This is a genomic window from Pacificibacter marinus, from assembly GCF_900109555.1.
GTDB lineage: Bacteria > Pseudomonadota > Alphaproteobacteria > Rhodobacterales > Rhodobacteraceae > Celeribacter > Celeribacter marinus_C.
Map to the genome: position 1 here is coordinate 1 of NZ_FNZV01000010.1, position 19,779 is coordinate 19,779.

Genomic DNA, 19,779 nt, shown 5'->3' on the forward strand with positions numbered 1-19,779 from the left:
CCCAGCCCAAGCGCTTTATGTTGGCGAATATACGCAATCGCACCACTGTCCATGTTGGTTCCCTTAAGAATCTCAAGCATGTCAGTTTTGCCCTTTTTGCGTAGCTCTTGCTCTAACACGGGGGAATGATCGAAATAATCCTCAAGCGCGCCTTTGCCACGCGAGGTTACAAAAATGAACTCTTTAATGCCCGCGGCTCGGGCTTCATCAATTGCATACTGAATCAAAGGGCGATCTACGAGCGTCATGATTTCTTTTGGAATCGACTTGGTCGCTGGAAGAAAGCGCGTCCCCAGGCCTGCTACTGGAAAAATCGCTTTTGTAACTTTACGCTTCATTTTAACTCCTTTGCTCTCTTAAGGAGAGCTAATACTTTGTCGCTGATCTAACCCTACGTCCGCCTAAAACATTCGTCAGTAACACCACGACAGCTTGAATGAATTATGCCACAGTTTTGCAACGCAGCATAATGTGTACTCGAAAATACCTAAATGCGTATAAATTTACGCCACTTGATTAATTAGCACCCATATCTTTCATCATGCCCTCTAAGCGCAGCACATCTTCGGGGTTGTTCAACTCCCAAAACTGCCTTCCGCGCGCTTCGACTTCAACACAAAGAACCGGGCGTTCGCGCTCTAAAAAACGCAACTGCTCGAGCCCTTCCAAAGCCTCAAGCGGACCAGCCGACCACTTTGGATAGGCCGCCAAAGCCGAAGGGCGGTATGCGTAAACGCCCACATGGTGAAATACAGGTGTCTCATCCTCGTCAGAAAATACTTTTGAGGTAAAAGGAATAACTTCCTTTGAAAAATAGAGTGCCTTTTTATCCGCGCCAAAAACAACTGTGGTTCCGCCAACGCGACCTGCACGGCGGTCAGCCAAAAAACCATTCAAAGCACGGCCATCACAACGCAAAACAGGTGTTGCCACTTCGGCTGTTGGATGCGCGCGCAACCCAGCGATAAGGTCCTCAACGAACCAAGATGGTGTTAAGGGCGCATCCCCTTGGAGATTGACGACAATATCGTATTTCCCCCCAAGCGCTTCAAGCGCTTCGGCACAACGCTCTGTGCCGTTCGCGCAGGTATCAGATGTCATCACAACCTCAGCGCCGAACGCTTCGGAAGCTTCGCGAATGCGGTCATCATCAGTTGCAATAACAACCTTATCCACGCCAGACACAGACATCCCAGCTTCCCAGCTGCGCAAAATTAACGATTTTTTGTCACCAGACGCCCCTGTCAATTCAACAAGTGGTTTTCCAGGGTAGCGTGTCGATGCAAAGCGTGCGGGAATAACGAGTAAAACAGCCACTATGCTGTCTTCAATTCTACGCCAGGCGCATAGGCGATGAAAAACGGATTGGCGTAAATATCTTTGCCGTATGTCAAAGGTTCGTGGTTATCGAAACGCACGACATGCCCGCCGGCACCTGACAAAACAGCGTGACCTGCCGCTGTGTCCCATTCCATTGTGCGGCCAACACGTGGGTACAAATCAGCTTCACCTGTCGCCACCAAACAGAATTTCAAAGAAGATCCGGCAGATTTGCTATCTTTGACATTATATTTGTTGATGTAATCCTCGGTCGCCTGATCGCGATGAGACTTAGACGCAACGATCAAGAGACCCGCGTTGTCTGGTTTGGAAACAGAAATTTTATTCAACGTCCCGATTGTGTCTTTTTCAAAAGGACCAACCTCTTCATAGGATTGCCCATCGGCACCTGTAATAAACAGACGATCTTTCGCGGGAGCATACACCACACCGCGCGTCGGGACACCGTTTTCAACATAAGCTATATTCACAGTGAAATCACCACGGCGATTGATGAATTCTTTAGTGCCATCAAGTGGATCGACGATTAGAAATGAGTCAGCCTTTAGGCTGTGTGATCCGGCCTGCTCTTCTGTAATCAGTGTTACATCCGGAAATGCGGCGCGCAGTCCTGCTGAAATCAGATCATCCGCAGCTTCATCCGCGATGGTAACCGGGCTATCATCAGATTTGGACTTAACCTCAAAATCATCGGAGTTATAAATCTCCATGATCTTATCCCCCGCCTCGAGTGCAAGTGTACGCATAATATGTGTAAGTTTTTCGAAATCCAAAGCGTTGCTCCTAAAAAATTGCGGCGCGCACACCACATACGCATCCACATTGATAAGTTGTACTAGTCGCTTTATGCTATGAGACTAAAGGAACAGCAAGAATGCCGTGCTATTCCTAAGCGAAAGCTCTTACAGGATTCTCGTCCATGTTCCACTATGCAAAAAAACAAAGCGGCCTGTCAGCTGCAGGTGCAATTCTAAGATTAATCTTTCACAACACTGTACGGCATGTCAGAAAATCGCACGGAAACCCTCTTTTAGGTCTTGTTATCAACTTATTGCAAACAGTGATGCTTGTTCTAGTGTTTGTATTTATGTTCTCGATTTTAGGCTTGCGTGGCAACGCTATTCGCGGTGATTTCATCCTTTATATTATGTCTGGGGTTTTTCTATTTTTAACCCACAACAAAGCCCTAGGAGATGTTGCTAGCTCTGAAACAGCGACTTCTCCCATGATGCAGCACGCCCCAATGAACACTGCAATTGCGATTACATCCGCTGCCTTAAGCTCGCTCTACATACAGGTGCTGTCTGTTGTTGTTATTTTGACCGCCTATTCTTTGGGATGGGGCACAGTATCGTTCCAGTACCTTCCCGGTGTTTGTTTAATGATGTTGATGTCGTGGTTTTCGGGCGTCGCGATTGGCATGCTTTTACTGGCATTGCGCCCATGGTTTCCACAATTCACGAAAATCATTCAAACGGTGTACGCGCGCGCCAACATGATCACCTCTGGTAAAATGTTTGTCGCCAACCAAACACCCGGATACATTTTGGCAATGTTTTCATGGAACCCACTATTTCACTGCATCGACCAAGCACGCGGTTTCACATTCACCAATTACACCCCACACTATAGCTCAGTGGCCTACCCAATCGTTTTCTCACTTGTGCTCATAACGATTGGTTTGCTTGCTGAATTTTTCACCCGTAACCGCGTATCGGCAAGTTGGGGAGCTGGACGTTAAAGCACCCCCACCAAGACCGCTTTAATAAAGTAAATTAGCCCTACAAGAGGCACATCGCGGCGCGAGCAAACAAACACTCTGCCCTCATCGCCAGAGTATCAAATATCCAGACCGCAAAAAATATGACGCAAAAAACATCTCAAATACGATTGTTTTGCAACTTTTTTTGTCTGAATCGCACTTTGCAGGCCTTCAAGCCATAATTTTCACGCTCAAGACCCCTAGGACAACTTGCAGGGGCAAGATCGTCTCCCTATATACGCCGAGAAGCATTGATCGGGCTTACCCGATTTAAACCATGGGATTGACGGTGGGTGCCTAAGTGGGCCCAACGTCACAACATCGCCTAGAAGAGGATTTTGAGCATGGCCAAAGTCATTGGTATCGATCTCGGGACAACCAACTCCTGTGTCGCAATCATGGATGGATCGCAACCGCGTGTCATCGAAAACGCTGAAGGTGCACGGACAACCCCGTCCATCGTCGGCTTCACTGAATCTGAACGTCTCGTCGGTCAAGCCGCGAAACGCCAAGCAGTGACAAACCCAGAAAACACTGTGTTCGCTGTTAAGCGCCTTATTGGGCGCCGCAACGACGACAAACATCTTGCGAAAGACAAAAAGAACCTCCCTTACGATGTTGTCGATGGCGGCAACGGTGATGCATGGGTTGAGGTTCGTGGCGAGAAATACTCTCCGTCTCAAATCTCTGCCTTTATCTTGGGCAAGATGAAAGAAACCGCTGAATCATACCTCGGCGAAGAAGTCACTCAAGCGGTTATCACCGTTCCAGCGTACTTCAACGACGCACAGCGCCAAGCCACTAAAGACGCTGGCAAAATTGCTGGCCTCGAAGTTCTGCGTATTCTGAACGAGCCAACAGCGGCTGCGTTGGCATATGGTCTCGACAAAGATGAAACCAAAACCATTGCGGTCTATGATCTCGGCGGCGGTACATTCGATGTGACCATCTTGGAACTCGGCGACGGCGTGTTCGAAGTACAATCCACCAACGGCGACACGTTCCTTGGCGGCGAAGACTTTGACATGCGCATCGTGTCCTACCTTGCCGATGAATTCAAAAAAGAAAACGGTGTTGATCTCACCAAAGACAAGATGGCACTTCAGCGTCTCAAAGAGGCTGCCGAGAAAGCAAAAATCGAGCTTTCTTCCAGCCAACAAACTGAGATCAACCAACCGTTTATCTCTATGGACTCCAGCACAGGCCAGCCCCTTCACCTCGTGATGAAGCTGACACGTGCCAAACTTGAAAGCCTCGTAGCGGATTTGATCAAAAACTCGATCAAACCTTGCCAAGCGGCTCTTAAAGATGCGGGCCTGTCCACATCCGACATCAACGAAATCGTTCTCGTTGGCGGCATGACACGCATGCCAAAAGTCATCGAAGAGGTTACTAAATTCTTCGGTAAAGAACCAAACAAAGGCGTGAACCCTGATGAAGTTGTTGCCATGGGCGCAGCTATTCAGGCTGGCGTTTTGCAAGGCGATGTCAAAGACGTTCTCTTGCTCGACGTTACACCATTGTCCATCGGCATCGAAACGCTCGGCGGCGTGTTCACACGCTTGATCGATCGCAACACCACGATCCCAACGAAAAAATCGCAAGTCTTCTCTACTGCTGAAGACAATCAATCTGCTGTGACCTTGCGTGTGTTCCAGGGTGAGCGCGAAATGGCTGCTGACAACAAAATACTTGGCCAGTTCAACCTCGAAGGTATTCCACCAGCACCTCGCGGCATGCCACAAATCGAAGTCACCTTTGACATCAACGCCGACGGTATCGTCGAAGTTGGCGCCAAAGATAAAGGTACAGGCAAAGAGCAGCGGATCACGATCCAAGCCTCTGGTGGTCTGTCCGATGACGACATCGAAAAAATGGTGCAAGACGCTGAAGAAAACGCTGAAGCAGATAAAGCACGTAAAGATCTGGTCGAAGCGAAAAATCAGGCAGAAAGCCTCATCCACTCGACTGAAAAGTCTTTGGAAGAGCATGGTAGCAAAGTTGATCCAACCACTGTGGAAGCCATCGAGTTGGCTATCGCAGCGCTCAATGATCAACTTGAAACCGAAAACCCTGAGAAAATCCGCTCTGGCATTCAAAACGTGACAGATGCAGCAATGAAACTTGGCGAAGCGATCTATAAATCTGCTCAAGCTGACGCTGAAGCAGCTGCCCCTGAGGGTATGGACGACGATGATGGCGGCCCTTCTAGTGTTGACGAAGACATCGTTGACGCTGATTTCGAGGACCTCGACAAGCGTTCATAAACCGCATTGAAATTCGGCAGGCCGGCGCAAAAAATATTGTGTCGGCCGCCGCCTTTCTGGAGAACATGATCCATGGCAAAACGTGATTTCTACGACGTTCTGGGTGTTGTAAAAGGCGCCGATGCGGGAGAACTGAAAAAAGCATATCGCAAAAAAGCGATGGAATTTCACCCTGACCGCAACGCTGACAACCCCGAAGCAGAAGCCAAATTCAAAGAAGCAAACGAAGCCTACGACACACTCAAAGACCCCGATAAAAAGGCCGCATATGACCGCTATGGTCACGCAGCCTTTGAACAGGGCGGTATGGGTGGTGGTGGACGTCCAGGTGGCGGACAAGGCGACTTTGGCTCAGCCTTTTCAGACGTTTTCGACGACCTCTTTGGCGACTTTATGGGCGGCCAACAACGTGGCGGCGCGCGTTCGCGCGCTCAACGTGGCTCTGACCTGCGCTACAACATGCGCGTCTCACTCGAAGACGCATACGCAGGTACTCAAAAAAGCATTAATGTTCCGACGTCCGTCGGCTGTGGCGGCTGTAACGGCACCGGAGCAGCAAACGGCGCAGAACCACAGACCTGCCCATCGTGTTCAGGCATGGGCAAAGTGCGCGCACAACAAGGCTTCTTTACTGTTGAACGCGCTTGTCCCGCATGTGGCGGCATAGGCCAAATCATCAAAGATCCTTGTGGTCAATGTGGTGGTGCTGGGCGCGTTGAAAAAGAACGCTCACTGTCTGTGAACATCCCCGCGGGTGTTGAAACTGGTACACGCATACGTCTTGCTGGCGAAGGCGAAGCCGGCCTGCGCGGAGGCCCAACTGGCGACCTATATATCTTCATCGAGGTTCAACAGCATGCCCTGTTTGAACGCGATGGCATCCATCTGCATTGCGCAGTGCCTGTCTCCATGGCCTCAGCTGCACTTGGGGGTGATATTGAGGTGCCCACTATCGATGGTGGCCGCTCGCGCGTTAAAATTCCAGCGGGCAGCCAATCAGGGCGCCAAATGCGCCTACGCAGCAAGGGCATGCCTGCCCTGCGTGGTGCGGGCCAAGGCGACATGTTCATCGAACTTGCCGTTGAGACACCTGTGAACCTCACATCCAAGCAAAAGGACCTTCTCAAAGAGTTCGAAAAGCTAGGTGAAGACAAAAATAACCCCGAAAGCTCCTCCTTCTTTAAGAAGGTCAAAAGCTTCTGGGATGGCATGAAAAACTAACTTTTTCCCTTAACCTTTCGTGTTTCCATGATGGGTTAAGGGGAATTAACCAAATTTTCAGCGAATCGGCGGATCAATTGTCTTATGACAACAACTCCGCGCCCCACAGAATTTCGTGAAATGCCGCAATGGCTGTTCGACCTCGACGAGGCGCGCCCTGTGGTTTTGCCGTCAAAACCACCCAGTTATCTACGCAATCACAAGAAAAATCTCCACGAACGATTTGTTGAAGGCGGCGCACAAGCGATGCCAGATTACGAACTTCTAGAACTGGTGTTATTTCGCGCTTTGCCTCGCACGGATGTCAAACCCATTGCACAGGCGCTGATTGACACTTTTGGCGACTACAATCGCGTCCTATCCGCCCCGATCTCTCGGCTAACCGAGATTGAAGGCGTGGACGATACGGTTGCACAAGATATCAAAATCATCGAAGCTTCAGCGCATAGGTTGGCTCGGGCCAAGGTCATGCAGCGCCCTATTATCTCTAGTTGGGATGCTGTTTTGGATTATTGCCACACAACGATGGCCCATCGGGAAACTGAACAATTCCGCGTCTTATATCTGGATCGGAAAAACATTTTGATTGCCGACGAAGAACAATCAAAAGGCACAGTAGACCACGTACCAGTTTATCCACGCGAAGTGGTAAAACGCGCCCTTGAACTCAACGCTTCTGCGCTGATTTTGGTTCACAATCACCCGTCAGGCGACCCCACCCCCTCAGATGCCGACATCGCAATGACAGGGCAGATTCGAGATGCTGCAGAAGCGCTTGATATTCACCTGCATGACCACTTAATCATTGGAAAGTCTGCCGAGCTCAGCTTTCGCTCGGCAGGCTACTTGTAAACATCATCGCGCACCCAGATTTCCACACGTCGGTTTAAGCCACGCCCCCACGCGACATCGTCACAGGCCAATGGCATAGCTTCGCCAAAACCCCGTATCTCAGTCGTCAAAAGATCCGTTTGTGCGGCCTCCCCAAGTGCCGCTATTACAGCGTTTCGAACTGCCGTGGCACGCTTGGATGACAATCTCTTGTTTACAGATGCTGCGCCCTGCCCATCTGAAAATCCTGCAAAGACCAGTTTTTTGTTGTCATAGACTCCAGCCTCAATCAATTGCGCTAGAAGTTGAATATTGGATAAGCTTTGCGCATCTAGTCGAGCGGTTCCATCTTCAAAACGAAAGCCTAAAGAAAGTCGTCGTGCGCCGTACAAATCATTTACGATGGCTTGCAAGTCTTCCAGTCCAATTTCATCCCCTGCATGCTGAATGGCATTTGCAAACCGACGTCCATGGTCTCGAAAGCCCAATTCTTCAATTCCCTGATCCACAAAGGGCGACCTTGCGATTACGATTTGCGCGGCTGGTGATAAAACATAGTCCAGAAAATCTCGTGCAATCTTCGGCAGTCGGCGAGCTGGCGTGTACAAAAACATTGGCTGTGTTAGAGGATAATCTTCAGTCTTTACATCAGACGAGACAACATTGGTTCGGAACCCACAAGCGCCCGTCAAGCCAAGCACTTTGACCTTTCCAACGGTAGAAAGCCGAGCAAAAGTCAAACCATAGGGATCGTTTTCAATAGCCTCAACGGATGTCTGTACTGAGGCAAGGATCGACAGTCCTGAGTTCAAAGCATCAGCATTGCTGTTCACCAACATCTTTAGCAAAGATGCGCTGTCACTGGTAGTATTTTCATCAAGAAAAAGCACAATCGGCGCGTCCTGACCGCCGATATCTTTCCAGTTTTTCACATCCCCTGACAAGATATTTTCAAGATCGGTAATCGATATTGTTGTCAAAGGATTGGACGGTGACACAATAGGAACGATCGCATCAAGTCCCAAAACACGTGCGCGAATTGGGTCACTCAAATCCCCCATACCCGCATCTTTTGCCATCTTTCTTTCCTGCGTATTCACTTCGCGCAACGACACAGCGATATCTGTATTTTCCGTTAAAAGATCAGCAAACCCTTCTGCGCTAGATGTCTGGGAAAACTCCATCAAAGCCGCGGGGGCCCCCGTAACCGTATCCATCAAAACAACACTATACACATCGTCAGAAACAGTGATTTCCGTGTTGTAACCATATCTGGCTGCAAAGGCCGAAGTCAAAGCTGGCAGTAAAGAGACCGACACAGCCCGATCCCCAGAAAACCTTACAATTGGGTAAAAACTATTCAGATCGGGGCAGCCTGGCCCATCACATCGCACACCCGTGCCATCTATGGTTAAAGTGCCATATTCAGTATCGACGCGGTAAAATTCACCGTCGAACCCAAGGAAATCACCCGAAACCGACACAGAGCCATCACGTGACGTCAGAGAAACATCTTGAGCATAGGCCGCCATGCATGACAGCCCAGCGGCCAAAGTAAATGCAGCCGTTATTCCCGCACGTAAAGCACCCATAGTCTTGGCCCTATTCAAAAAGTATCACGGTCAGGTAGATAGGATTTTTGGATCGCACACCATATCTTTCAAGTGTAGCGCGGCTTTAAACACCAGCCTCATGCTGGATAGGCACAAATAACTCAACATGGTTTCATAAAAAATGCCGCTGCAAGCAGCGGCATTTTAAAAGCCAGTGTCTTAGAATTTCGAACCCTATAGGGCACCGTGGCAATGTTTAAACTTTTTACCTGATCCGCAAGGACACGCATTGTTGCGTGCGGGATTTCCCCAACTTGCAGGGTTGTTTTCATCAAAATCACGCGCACCGTCTTTTATGTCTTCGGCCGCTTGTGACGCATCAGCCGCCCCGGAATCTGCCGCGGCTGCCGCAGCTTGTTGGGCTACCATTTGCTGAATCATCCCCGCGCGCTCTTCCTCAGTCATAGGGCGTACACGAGACAATTTTGAGGTCACTTCCACACGCAAAGAATCGAGCATGGTTTCAAACAGCTGGAAACTTTCATTTTTGTATTCATTCAATGGATCGCGCTGTGCATACCCACGGAAACCAACAACAGAGCGCAAATGTTCGAGTGTCAGCAAGTGCTCACGCCATTTACCGTCGATGGTTTGTAACAAAAACTGTTTCTCGATTTGCCGCATCTGGTCGTCACCAAAGGCTGCTGTTTTTTCAGCCATAACAGCATCAGACGTCTTAACAAGACGCTCAATGATGGCGTCATCGTCAACGCCCTCTTCTGCTGCCCATTCTTTAACCGGAACATCAAGCCCGACATTTTCGAGCACAGAAACATAAAGTTTCTCAATGTCCCACTGATCAGGATATGATTTTGCCGGAATGGCTGCATCAACCAAATCTTCGATGACCTCATGACGCATATCCGTCACGATTTCATTGATATTGTCTGATTCCATGATTTCACGGCGCTGTGAGAAAACCACTTTACGTTGATCATTCATCACATCGTCAAACTTCAAAAGCTGCTTTCGAATGTCAAAATTGCGACCTTCGACTTTGGCTTGTGCTTTAGCGAGAGATTTGTTCACCCAAGGGTGCACAATTGCTTCGCCTTCTTTCATACCAAGCGAAGAAAGCATTTTATCCAAGCGATCTGAGCCAAAAATTCGCATCAAATCATCATCTAACGACAGGAAGAACACAGAGCGGCCAGGATCACCTTGACGGCCAGAACGACCACGCAACTGGTTGTCGATACGGCGAGATTCATGACGTTCGGTCGCCAGAACATACAGTCCGCCAGCCTCAATCACCTTGCGCTTTTCTTCTGCGTGTTCTGTTTCGATTTGGGCACGCAGTGCCTCAGGATCAGCGTCTGGATTCTCCGCAAGCGCATCCATCACTTTGAGGTCAACGTTCCCACCCAACTGGATGTCAGTCCCGCGGCCCGCCATATTGGTCGCGATGGTAACAGCATTCAGTTTGCCTGCATCGGCAACGATCTGCGCCTCTTGTTCGTGGTGGCGTGCGTTCAGCACTTTGTGCTCCACACCTTCGGCAGTCAAAAACGCTGAAAGCTGCTCTGATTTTTCAATCGACGTCGTACCAACAAGAACAGGTTGATGTTTTTCATTGGCAGAGCGAACCGATTTGATAACAGCATCTAGTTTTTCACGCTCACTGCGATAGACACGGTCGTGTTCATCTTTACGCTGAATGGGTCGGTTTGTCGGAACCTCAACAACACCAAGGCTGTAAATTTCCATGAATTCTTCTGCTTCGGTGGTCGCTGTACCCGTCATGCCGGACAGCGTGCCATATAGGCGGAAATAGTTTTGAAAGGTGACGGAAGCCAGAGTGACGTTTTCAGGCTGAATTGTCAGACCTTCTTTCGCCTCAATCGCTTGGTGCAAACCCTCAGACAGACGACGGCCAGACATCATGCGGCCAGTGAACTCGTCAATCAGCATCGCACTGTCATCGCGAACGATATAATGTGTGCCGTTTTGGTACAGTTTATGTGCACGTAAACCTTGGTTCACATGATGCACCAAAGTGGTGCTTTCGGGATCATACAGAGTCTGTCCCTCTTGCAACAATCCAGACGCAAGCAAGCGTTGTTCTAGAAATTCATTACCCGCTTCCGTGAAAGAAACACCGCGCGTTTTTTCGTCAAGATCATAGTGTTCTTCTGTGAGTTCAGGGATCAACTTATCGATTGTCACATACAACTCAGAGCGGTCATCAGACGGACCAGAAATGATCAAGGGCGTGCGTGCCTCATCAATCAAAATCGAATCGACTTCGTCCACAATCGCGAAATTATGTCCACGCTGCATGAGATCGCCGATTTCGGTTTTCATGTTGTCGCGCAGGTAATCAAAGCCAAGTTCATTGTTGGTGGCGTAAGTCACATCGCAATTGTAAGCAGCTTTTTTGTCGGCGGGGGACAGTTCCGAGTGAACAGAGCTACACGTCATGCCCAAAGCGGCAAAGACCTTGGCCATCCATTCACTGTCACGTTTGGCCAAATATTCATTGACGGTGACAACATGAACGCCCTTGCCAGACAGCGCGTTAAGATAAGAAGGGAATGTTGCGACGAGGGTTTTACCCTCACCAGTTTTCATCTCAGCAATGTTGCCTTGGTGCAAGAAAATGCCACCCATGAGCTGCGTGTCAAACGCCCGCAGCCCAAGCGCCCGACGCCCAGCTTCGCGACAGTTCGCAAACGCTTCGGGCAAGAGAGCGTCAAGGCTTTCGCCCTTAGCAACGCGATCTTTGAATTCATCAGTCTTAGCAATCAAGCCTGCATCACTGAGCTTTTCAAACTCAGCTTCCAGTGCGTTGATCTTCGCCACCAGCGGACGTGTTGCTTTAACTTTTCGGTCGTTGGGAGTCCCAAAGACCTTTTTGGCGATCATTCCAATGCCCAGCATATTCTCTCCGCTCAGTGCGTCTTGACAGGATCGTGTGAGAGGAGGGATTGCCCCTGTGCCGACAAGACCATAAAACGGTTTCGAAGGCTCCTCTACCCAGACCTCAAGCGATGTAAGGGGCCGTGTCTATAGTGTCAATGTTGCGCCGCAATAAGGCGGCGACAGGAAGGGATTTTCGCATGAAATACCACACAAAAATGATCGCAGCCGCTATTTTTGGTGCATTCGCAATGTCAAATGGCGCCCTCGCCGAAGAGGTGTCAGCCGATACAGTTGTCGCGACAGTCAACAGTACCCAGATCACATTGGGTCACATTATAGCTGCGCGCGGAACCTTACCGCCACAATATCAAGAACTCGATGACGATCAGCTTTTCAAAGGCATCTTGGATCAAATCATTCAGCAAGAGTTGCTCAAGCAATCTGCAGGGGATCTGAACAAAGCAGTCGAGCTGCAAATTGAAAATGAACAACGCATTGTCATCGCTGGGGCAGCACTTCAAGACATCGCACAAGCAGCTGTAACTGACGATGCGCTCAAAGCTGCATACGACGCAAAATATGCAGATTTCGAACCTGGTCGTGAATTCAGTGCAGCCCATATTCTGGTTGAAACCGAAGACGAAGCCAAAGCTCTGGTTACCGAACTTGAAGAGGGCGCTGATTTTGCAGCCCTTGCCAAAGATAACTCAACCGGCCCGTCCGGCCCCAATGGTGGTGATCTTGGTTGGTTTGGCCTGGGTATGATGGTTGCTCCGTTCGAACAAGCCGTTCTTGCACTTGAACCCGGCGACATTTCCGCACCAGTGCAAACTCAATTTGGCTGGCATGTGATCAAACTCAACGAAAGCCGCCTCCAAGATGCGCCTAGCCTTGATGCAGAACGCGAAGAGTTGGCTGCAAGCATCGAAGAAACCGCCATTCGCGAAAACTTGATCAAACTCGAAGCTGCAGCAACCGTTGAACGCAACGAAGGCATTGATCCATCTCTTTTACGCAATGACGCACTGCTCAACTAACTAACGACAGATATCGAGGACGCTAAAAATGGCTAAAATAGAATCCGTTTCCCCTCTCGCACCTGTCGGGGGATTTCCAGACCTACCCATCATTGATGGTGTGACATTTTCCTCTTTGGAAGCTGGCGTACGGTATACAGGGCGCACTGATGTCATGTTGGCTGAATTGTGCCCAGGCAGCGTGGTGGCCGGAACATTTACAACCTCGTCAACACGCTCAGCAGCTGTTCTTGATTGCCAAAAAAAGCTTGGTAGCGACGCGTCAGGCGGCGCTGCTATTTTCGTCAACTCAGGCAATTCTAATGCTTTTACCGGTAAAAGTGGCTTAGAAGCTGTCGGAAAAATCACCGAAGCTATCTCATCAAGCCTCGGCATCAACGAAAATCGCATTTTCACTTCGTCAACAGGTGTAATCGGTGAACCCCTAAAGTGGGAACGCATCACCACAAAAATCGATGCGCTCAAGGCTGGCCTTCAACCAGACGGCATTACCGGCGCGGCCAAAGCAATTATGACCACAGATACTTTTGCCAAAGGTGCATCCGCAGAGGTCACCGTTGGTGGTGAAAAAATAAAAATCGCAGGTATCGCAAAAGGGTCAGGCATGATCGCGCCTGACATGGCAACGATGCTGGTGTATATTTTTACCGACGCCAAGATTGCGCAATCTGTACTGCAAGACCTTGTTTCGCGTGCGACAAACACCACGTTCAATTGCATCACGGTCGACAGTGACACATCGACCTCTGATACCTTAATCGCAGCCGCCACAGGTTGCACGTCTGCTCCTGAAATTTTGGCGGGCACCCCGGAAGCCAACAATTTTTTCACAGCCTTGCAATCTGTCATGCTCGAACTTTCACACCTCGTCGTAAAAGATGGCGAAGGCGCGACAAAATTTGTTGAAGTACAGGTTACTGGCGCATCGAGTGACGCCGATGCCCGCAAAATTGCCTCATCTATTGCGAACTCACCTTTGGTAAAAACCGCTATCGCAGGTGAGGACCCAAACTGGGGCCGTGTTGTTATGGCTGTTGGGAAGTCTGGTGCAGCAGCAGACCGCGATCTTTTATCCATACGTTTTGGCGATGTTTTGGTCGCTGAAAACGGCTGGGTCTCACCAAATTATTCAGAAGAGGCTGCTGCCTCTTACATGAAAAACGATCATATCATTCTGCGGGTAGATATTGGGTTGGGTGCATCCCAATGCACAATGTGGACGTGCGACTTGACCCATGGTTACATCACAATTAACGCCGACTATCGGTCTTAGGGGGCATCTATGAAAGTTGTCCTTGTATCAGCCGTAGCGCTCATCGATTCAGATGGGCGCGTTTTGATTGCCCAAAGACCTGAAGGAAAATCAATGGCTGGCCTTTGGGAATTTCCCGGCGGCAAAATTGAACTTGGAGAAACACCCGAAGCTGCTTTGGTGCGCGAATTACATGAAGAACTGGGCATTGAAACATGGAATTCCTGTCTCGCACCATTGACCTTTGCATCACACAGCTATGACGATTTTCATTTGCTCATGCCTGTATTTGCGTGCCGCAAATGGAAGGGAATTCCCGAAGCGCGCGAAGGACAAACCCTGAAATGGGTCAAGCCTAATGCCCTGCGCGATTACCCAATGCCCCCTGCAGACATCCCATTGATTCCCATTTTACGGGATTGGCTCTGAACCTATATCGTTACGAAAAGCGCACGTTATAGCTAAATTATGTATTTTGCGTAAAATTTACGCGGAAATATCGCAATTGAGTAAAGTTTATAAGCGCCTAATTTATAAATTCAGTCTACACTATCACCAACACAAGATTAAAAATGGGGATTTTGTTATGATGCGTTCTATTTCGCTCGGTAAATATATTTCCGTACAAGGTATGTTTGTACGCGATGCCAATTCAGGTAAAATTGTTGTCCGCGTTGGCGACAAAACGTTTGAAGGCACACCAATCTCTTAAACAGAAATACGAACTGACTTTGGCCAGTTTTGATTTTAACGATTATAAAAAAAGGCGGGCTGTTATGCCCGCCTTTTTGATTTTCAATTTCCGTTACATCAGTCGAGGTTGCGAACGACTTCTTCACGTTCAAAGATCTCGATCACATCACCTGCACGAATGTCTTCGTAATTTTCAAACGCCATACCACATTCTTGGCCTGACTGAACTTCTTTGACTTCGTCTTTAAAGCGTTTGAGTGTTTTAAGCGTACCTTCGTGGATAACCACGTTGTCACGCAGCAAGCGAACACCCGCAGAACGGCGCGCCACGCCTTCAGTGACGAGACAGCCAGCAACCTTGCCAACACCGCCAGACACTTTGAAGACTTCGCGAATTTCGGAGTAACCGATAAAGTTTTCGCGAATTTCTGCTGACAAAAGACCCGATGCCGCTGCTTTTACATCATCCACAAGATCGTAGATGACTGAGTAATAGCGAATTTCCACACCCTTTTGGTTGGCACTGCTACGCGCCGGAGAGTTGGCACGTACGTTAAAGCCAATCACAGGAGCGCCGGACGCCTCAGCAAGACCGATGTCTGTCTCAGTGATCGCACCAACACCATAGTGTAGAACACGAACGCGGACCTCATCGTTGCCGATTTTTTCCATCGCCTGAATGATCGCTTCAGCAGAGCCTTGAACGTCAGCTTTGACAAGGATTGGCAGTTCAGCAACGCTTTCGTTCGCTTTTGCTTGCGCAAGAAGTTGATCAAGAGTTGTTGCTGCACCTGCAGTCGCACGTTTTTCTTTCGCAGCATGCGCACGATACTCAGCGATTTCACGCGCTTGGGAATCGGTATCAACCACGTTCAAAACATCGCCTGCTTCAGGTGTGCCGTTAAGGCCAAGAACCTCAACAGGAACAGAAGGCCCAGCCTCATCAACACGTTCGCCTTGGTCATTGACCAGCGCACGCACCTTGCCCCACTGCTCGCCCACAACGAAGATATCGCCGCGTTTGAGTGTACCTTTTTGGATCAAAACAGTCGCAACTGGACCACGGCCAACATCAAGTTGAGCCTCAATCACTGCACCTTGTGCGGCACGATTGGGGTTGGCTTTAAGTTCAAGGATTTCAGCTTGAAGCGCGATTGCTTCAAGCAAGCTATCAAGGCCTTGCCCCGTGATGGCAGAGACTTCGATATCTTGAACATCACCAGAGAATTCTTCCACAACCACTTCATGTTGCAAAAGTTCAGCACGTACTTTTTGTGCATCTGCACCAGGTTTGTCGCATTTGTTGATAGCAACAATCATTGGCACGCCTGCAGCTTTCGCATGGGCAATCGCTTCGATCGTTTGTGGCATGACCGAATCGTCGGCTGCGACCACAAGGATAACGATGTCCGTCACCTGAGCACCGCGAGAACGCATAGAGGTAAACGCAGCGTGGCCTGGTGTGTCGAGGAATGACAACAAAGCTCCGCTTTCGGTCGTAACCTGATACGCACCGATATGCTGCGTGATGCCGCCAGCTTCGCCAGTTGTAACGCTGGTTTTGCGGATCGCATCAAGAAGCGATGTTTTACCATGGTCAACGTGACCCATGATTGTGACAACTGGTGGACGTGGCTGCAATTCTTCTTCTTTATCCACGATTTGCTGGATCACGTCCTCAACGTCAGCATCGGACACACGTTGAATACGGTGGCCAAATTCTTCGACGATGAGTTCTGCAGTGTCTGCATCGATGGCTTGGTTTTGCGTGACCATCATACCCATTTTCATGAGTGATTTCACGACATCCGCAACGCGCTCTGCCATACGGTTCGCGAGTTCGGACACAACGATTGATTCAGGAACCTGAACATCGCGCACAACCTTTTCACGTGGCTCGTTATTGCCCATCGCTTTTTGGCGCATGCGGTCTTGTTTACGCTTCATGGAGGCCATGGAGCGTACACGTTTACCGTCACCGCCAGAGAGCGCTTGGTTCAACGTCAGCTTACCAGAACGACGGCTGTCGTCTGCTTGCTTGTTGCGGTTGTTACGATTTGCATCGTCGTTTTCACGTTTTACCGGTGTAGGGCGACTACGCTGATCCGTTGCTTTTTGCGCTGCAGCTTGTGCCGCAGCTGGATCATCAACCTGAGCTTCTGAAGCTTTGGGCGTTGGCTTAGAGGCAGCCGCATCACGCTTTTTCGCTTCGTCAGCTGCAGCTTTAGCACGCTCTTCTTCTATTTCTTTAAGCTTGATAGCCTCAATACGCTCTTGCTCTTCACGCTCTTTTGCTTCGATTTCAGCGTGTTTGCGCTTGCGCTCTTCTTCGCGTGACTTGTCTTCCGCAGCACGGCGCTCAGCTTCAGCTGCTTCATTCTTCTTCGCGAAAGCAAGTGCTTTCATCCGGCGTTCCATTTCCGTATCGGAAATGCCTGCAGGACGTTTGGAAGGATCGCCCAGGCGCGGAGATCCGCCGCCTGTTTTTGCCGCACCAGCTTTTGGAACCACAACACGTTTGCGTTTGGTTTCTACCACAACACTCTTCGTGCGGCCGTGAGAAAAGCTTTGTTTAACTGAACCGGGACCACCGCGAAGGCCTAGGGGTTTTTTTCCATCTGTATCGCTCATATCGTCGTCTTACCCTTTCCGGCGGAGCGCTCTCCACCGCTTATCTCGCGCACACCCATCAAACGTGCGGCGTCCTCTACAACCTTATCGGAGAGGCCACCACGCGCGAGCGCGCCATGTATCACACTTTCACGGCCGAAAGCCAAACCCAATTCGGCACTCGTCAGATGACCGAACCATCGGCCTCCTTCTGGTGTCCGTAGCTTGCCTTTGCCGCGTTCAGATCCGTCGGCAGCTTGCATCAGAACAATCGCGCGTTCTTCGGCCAGCCACCCTTTTACTTTTTCAAAACCGCACACTGCATCACCGGCTTTTCGAGCCAATGCAATGAGGTGCACAACGCGATGTGTCAGACCTTTTTCAATCAGATCGACAAATCCGTCAGCAACCGAAACCTCTGCTCGCGCCACCTTGGCGAAGAGCTTTTTCTTAACAGCCTCATCCAGAGCAGCGCGATCAGCGCTCACCCAGATTCCACGGCCTGGCAATTTTTCTGCCAAGTCAGGAACGACCTGCCCGTCAGGGCCGATCACGAAGCGGATCAGGCCAGAGCGAGACTCTGTTTCGCGCGTCACTATGCAACGACGTTCACCATCATCCTTAATCTTCTTGTGGCCACCGCGGGACATCAGATCACCTAAACTGAGACTAAATTAAGCCTCAGCCTCCTCTGTATCGCCATCAACATCTTCAGCGTCGGCTTCAAGCTCAGCTGGATCGACCCATCCAAGTTGAATACGCGCAGTCATGACCAGCGTTTGCGCCTCTTCCAAGGACATGTCAAATTTCTCAAGCAAGCCTTCGTCTTTGTGACGCTCGCCGTTGACTGTTGTCCAGCCACCAGCAAGTTCCCAATCCGCGCATGTTGCGAAATCTTCGAGTGATTTCACGCCATCTTCGGCAAGAGCTTCGATCATTTGGGGTGTCAGGCCATCAAATTCAACCAAGCTGTCGAGAACGCCCAAAGTCCGCGCATTTTCGAGTGCTTTAAGGTTTGCCGCCTCAAGAACATCACGTGCGCGCGCCTGAAGTTCGCCCGCAGTTGCTTCGTCAACGCCGTCGATAACAAGAAGTTCGTCGACTTCGACATAGGCAACTTCTTCCAAGTTGGTGAAGCCTTCAGACACAAGAAGCTGTGCGAAGAATTCATCAAGATCAAGGTTGTCCATGAACAGTTTGGTGCGAATCGCGAACTCTTTTTGACGACGCTCTGATTCTTCAGCCTCGGTGAGGATGTCGATATCAAGGCCTGTCAATTGAGACGCAAGGCGCACGTTTTGACCACGACGACCAATCGCCAAAGACAGCTGTTCATCAGGAACGACGACTTCGATTTTGCCAGCGTCATCATCAAGAACCACTTTGGACACTTCAGCGGGCTGAAGCGCGTTCACGAGGAATGTTGGTGCATCTTCGTTCCACGGAATGATATCGATTTTCTCGCCCTGAAGCTCGTTCACAACCGCTTGCACACGTGAACCACGCATACCAACACAAGCCCCAACTGGATCGATGGAACTATCGTTAGAAATCACAGCAATCTTGGCACGCGATCCAGGATCACGAGCAACAGCTTTGATTTCAATGATGCCATCGTAAATTTCAGGCACTTCCATTTTAAACAGCTCAGACATGAACTCAGGCGCCGTACGAGACAAGAACACCTGTGGACCACGCGCTTCGCGACGCACATCTTTGATGTAACACCGCACGCGATCATTCGGGCGGTATGTTTCGCGACCGATTTTTTCGTTGCGACGCAAAATGCCTTCGCCACGACCGATATCTACAATGACGTTGCCGTATTCTTCACGTTTCACAAGACCGTTGATGATTGTACCAGCGCGATCTTTGAACTCATCATACTGACGGTCACGTTCTGCTTCGCGAACCTTTTGCAAGATCACTTGCTTGGCAGACTGCGCAGCAATACGACCCAGTTCAACTGGCGGAACCTCGTCAGAAATTTCGCTACCAATTTCTGGATCAGCCATGAATTGCTTGGCTTGCTCAACGGTCAATTCAGCTTGGTAGTTTTCAAGCTCGTCTTCGGCAACAACAGTACGCACACGTGTAAACGTTGCCTTACCTGTTTTGCGATCGATGTGAACACGAATGTCCATTTCCGAGCCGTAGCGGGACTTTGCCGCACGCGCCAAGCTTTCTTCCATCGCCTCAACCACAAGGTTGGGATCGATCATTTTTTCGCGGGCCACGGCCTCAGCGGTTTGAAGCAACTCTAGCTGGTTGGCGGAGGTGATTGCCATGT

The 19,779-nt window shown here is 49.8% G+C and carries 16 protein-coding genes; 8 read left to right on the forward strand and 8 right to left on the reverse strand.

What is annotated here, in order from left to right; genetic code table 11:
- The 3 genes from BM025_RS12750 to cysQ form a co-directional block, all read right to left on the reverse strand.
- On the reverse strand, positions 1-338 hold a 338-nt coding region (locus tag BM025_RS12750; RefSeq protein WP_244515701.1), incomplete at its 3' end, for a sugar phosphate nucleotidyltransferase.
- Positions 339-516: 178 nt separating this feature from the next.
- Positions 517-1,317, reverse strand: a complete 801-nt coding sequence (locus tag BM025_RS12755) for a 3-deoxy-manno-octulosonate cytidylyltransferase (protein WP_085849775.1) — start codon at positions 1,315-1,317, stop codon at positions 517-519.
- Positions 1,317-2,114 carry a 3'(2'),5'-bisphosphate nucleotidase CysQ gene (gene cysQ, locus BM025_RS12760; RefSeq protein ID WP_085849774.1) on the reverse strand — a complete coding sequence of 266 codons (798 nt, stop codon included), beginning with the start codon at positions 2,112-2,114 and terminating at the stop codon, positions 1,317-1,319. The genes BM025_RS12755 and cysQ overlap by 1 nt, the downstream gene beginning before the upstream one ends.
- A 146-nt stretch (positions 2,115-2,260) precedes the next feature.
- On the opposite strand from cysQ, the gene BM025_RS12765 reads away from it, so the two are divergent.
- The 4 genes from BM025_RS12765 to radC all read left to right on the forward strand — a co-directional run bounded on the left by BM025_RS12765 (position 2,261) and on the right by radC (position 7,443).
- Positions 2,261-3,082 carry an ABC transporter permease gene (locus BM025_RS12765; RefSeq protein WP_085849773.1) on the forward strand — a complete coding sequence of 274 codons (822 nt, stop codon included), beginning with the start codon at positions 2,261-2,263 and terminating at the stop codon, positions 3,080-3,082.
- 365 nt (positions 3,083-3,447) lie between these two features.
- Entirely contained in the window at positions 3,448-5,370 is a 1,923-nt protein-coding gene (gene dnaK / locus BM025_RS12770; RefSeq protein WP_085849772.1) for a molecular chaperone DnaK, read from the forward strand.
- Between the two features lie 72 nt (positions 5,371-5,442).
- Positions 5,443-6,591, forward strand: a complete 1,149-nt coding sequence (dnaJ, locus tag BM025_RS12775; protein ID WP_085849771.1) for a molecular chaperone DnaJ — start codon at positions 5,443-5,445, stop codon at positions 6,589-6,591.
- A gap of 84 nt (positions 6,592-6,675) precedes the next feature.
- Complete coding sequence (gene radC, locus BM025_RS12780; RefSeq protein WP_085849770.1) at positions 6,676-7,443, forward strand: RadC family protein; 768 nt, start codon at positions 6,676-6,678, stop codon at positions 7,441-7,443.
- Here the strand turns inward: radC and BM025_RS12785 are convergent.
- A complete protein-coding gene (locus BM025_RS12785) occupies positions 7,434-9,014 on the reverse strand; it encodes a phosphate ABC transporter substrate-binding/OmpA family protein (protein WP_244515707.1) in 1,581 nt (526 codons plus the stop codon). The two genes, radC and BM025_RS12785, sit on opposite strands and share 10 nt — an antisense overlap.
- Positions 9,015-9,209: 195 nt before the next feature.
- On the reverse strand, positions 9,210-11,915 hold the full coding sequence (secA, locus tag BM025_RS12790; RefSeq protein WP_085849769.1) for a preprotein translocase subunit SecA: 2,706 nt from the start codon (positions 11,913-11,915) through the stop codon (positions 9,210-9,212).
- A gap of 179 nt (positions 11,916-12,094) precedes the next feature.
- Between secA and BM025_RS12795 the strand changes: the two genes are divergently transcribed.
- From BM025_RS12795 to BM025_RS19620, 4 genes are all read left to right on the forward strand, one after another.
- Entirely contained in the window at positions 12,095-12,934 is an 840-nt protein-coding gene (locus BM025_RS12795) for a peptidylprolyl isomerase (RefSeq protein WP_085849768.1), read from the forward strand.
- 28 nt (positions 12,935-12,962) lie between these two features.
- On the forward strand, positions 12,963-14,207 hold the full coding sequence (gene argJ, locus BM025_RS12800; protein ID WP_085849767.1) for a bifunctional glutamate N-acetyltransferase/amino-acid acetyltransferase ArgJ: 1,245 nt from the start codon (positions 12,963-12,965) through the stop codon (positions 14,205-14,207).
- Between the two features lie 9 nt (positions 14,208-14,216).
- Positions 14,217-14,615, forward strand: a complete 399-nt coding sequence (gene mutT, locus BM025_RS12805) for an 8-oxo-dGTP diphosphatase MutT (RefSeq protein WP_085849766.1) — start codon at positions 14,217-14,219, stop codon at positions 14,613-14,615.
- Positions 14,616-14,772: 157 nt separating this feature from the next.
- Positions 14,773-14,898 carry a hypothetical protein gene (locus BM025_RS19620; RefSeq protein ID WP_090875368.1) on the forward strand — a complete coding sequence of 42 codons (126 nt, stop codon included), beginning with the start codon at positions 14,773-14,775 and terminating at the stop codon, positions 14,896-14,898.
- 98 nt (positions 14,899-14,996) lie between these two features.
- Here BM025_RS19620 and infB read toward each other — a convergent pair whose 3' ends face one another.
- The 3 genes from infB to nusA are packed head-to-tail and all read right to left on the reverse strand — an operon-like array spanning position 14,997 to position 19,777.
- A complete protein-coding gene (infB, locus tag BM025_RS12815) occupies positions 14,997-17,510 on the reverse strand; it encodes a translation initiation factor IF-2 (RefSeq protein WP_085849765.1) in 2,514 nt (837 codons plus the stop codon).
- The gene (locus tag BM025_RS12820; protein WP_085849764.1) at positions 17,507-18,139 is read right to left on the reverse strand and encodes an RNA-binding protein; all 633 of its coding nucleotides are present in this window, start codon (positions 18,137-18,139) and stop codon (positions 17,507-17,509) included. Before BM025_RS12820 ends, infB begins: the two co-directional genes overlap by 4 nt.
- 24 nt (positions 18,140-18,163) lie before the next feature.
- Complete coding sequence (gene nusA / locus BM025_RS12825; protein WP_085849763.1) at positions 18,164-19,777, reverse strand: transcription termination factor NusA; 1,614 nt, start codon at positions 19,775-19,777, stop codon at positions 18,164-18,166.
- Positions 19,778-19,779: the final 2 nt, after the last annotated feature.

Coding starts and splice junctions, on each gene's coding strand:
- BM025_RS12765 (WP_085849773.1), top strand. CDS start 2,261: ATGTTCCACTATGCAAAAAAACAAAGCGGCCTGTCAGCTGCAGGTGCA.
- dnaK (WP_085849772.1), top strand. CDS start 3,448: ATGGCCAAAGTCATTGGTATCGATCTCGGGACAACCAACTCCTGTGTC.
- dnaJ (WP_085849771.1), top strand. CDS start 5,443: ATGGCAAAACGTGATTTCTACGACGTTCTGGGTGTTGTAAAAGGCGCC.
- radC (WP_085849770.1), top strand. CDS start 6,676: ATGACAACAACTCCGCGCCCCACAGAATTTCGTGAAATGCCGCAATGG.
- BM025_RS12785 (WP_244515707.1), bottom strand. CDS start 9,014: ATGGGTGCTTTACGTGCGGGAATAACGGCTGCATTTACTTTGGCCGCT.
- secA (WP_085849769.1), bottom strand. CDS start 11,915: ATGCTGGGCATTGGAATGATCGCCAAAAAGGTCTTTGGGACTCCCAAC.
- BM025_RS12795 (WP_085849768.1), top strand. CDS start 12,095: ATGAAATACCACACAAAAATGATCGCAGCCGCTATTTTTGGTGCATTC.
- argJ (WP_085849767.1), top strand. CDS start 12,963: ATGGCTAAAATAGAATCCGTTTCCCCTCTCGCACCTGTCGGGGGATTT.
- mutT (WP_085849766.1), top strand. CDS start 14,217: ATGAAAGTTGTCCTTGTATCAGCCGTAGCGCTCATCGATTCAGATGGG.
- BM025_RS19620 (WP_090875368.1), top strand. CDS start 14,773: ATGATGCGTTCTATTTCGCTCGGTAAATATATTTCCGTACAAGGTATG.
- infB (WP_085849765.1), bottom strand. CDS start 17,510: ATGAGCGATACAGATGGAAAAAAACCCCTAGGCCTTCGCGGTGGTCCC.
- BM025_RS12820 (WP_085849764.1), bottom strand. CDS start 18,139: ATGTCCCGCGGTGGCCACAAGAAGATTAAGGATGATGGTGAACGTCGT.
- nusA (WP_085849763.1), bottom strand. CDS start 19,777: ATGGCAATCACCTCCGCCAACCAGCTAGAGTTGCTTCAAACCGCTGAG.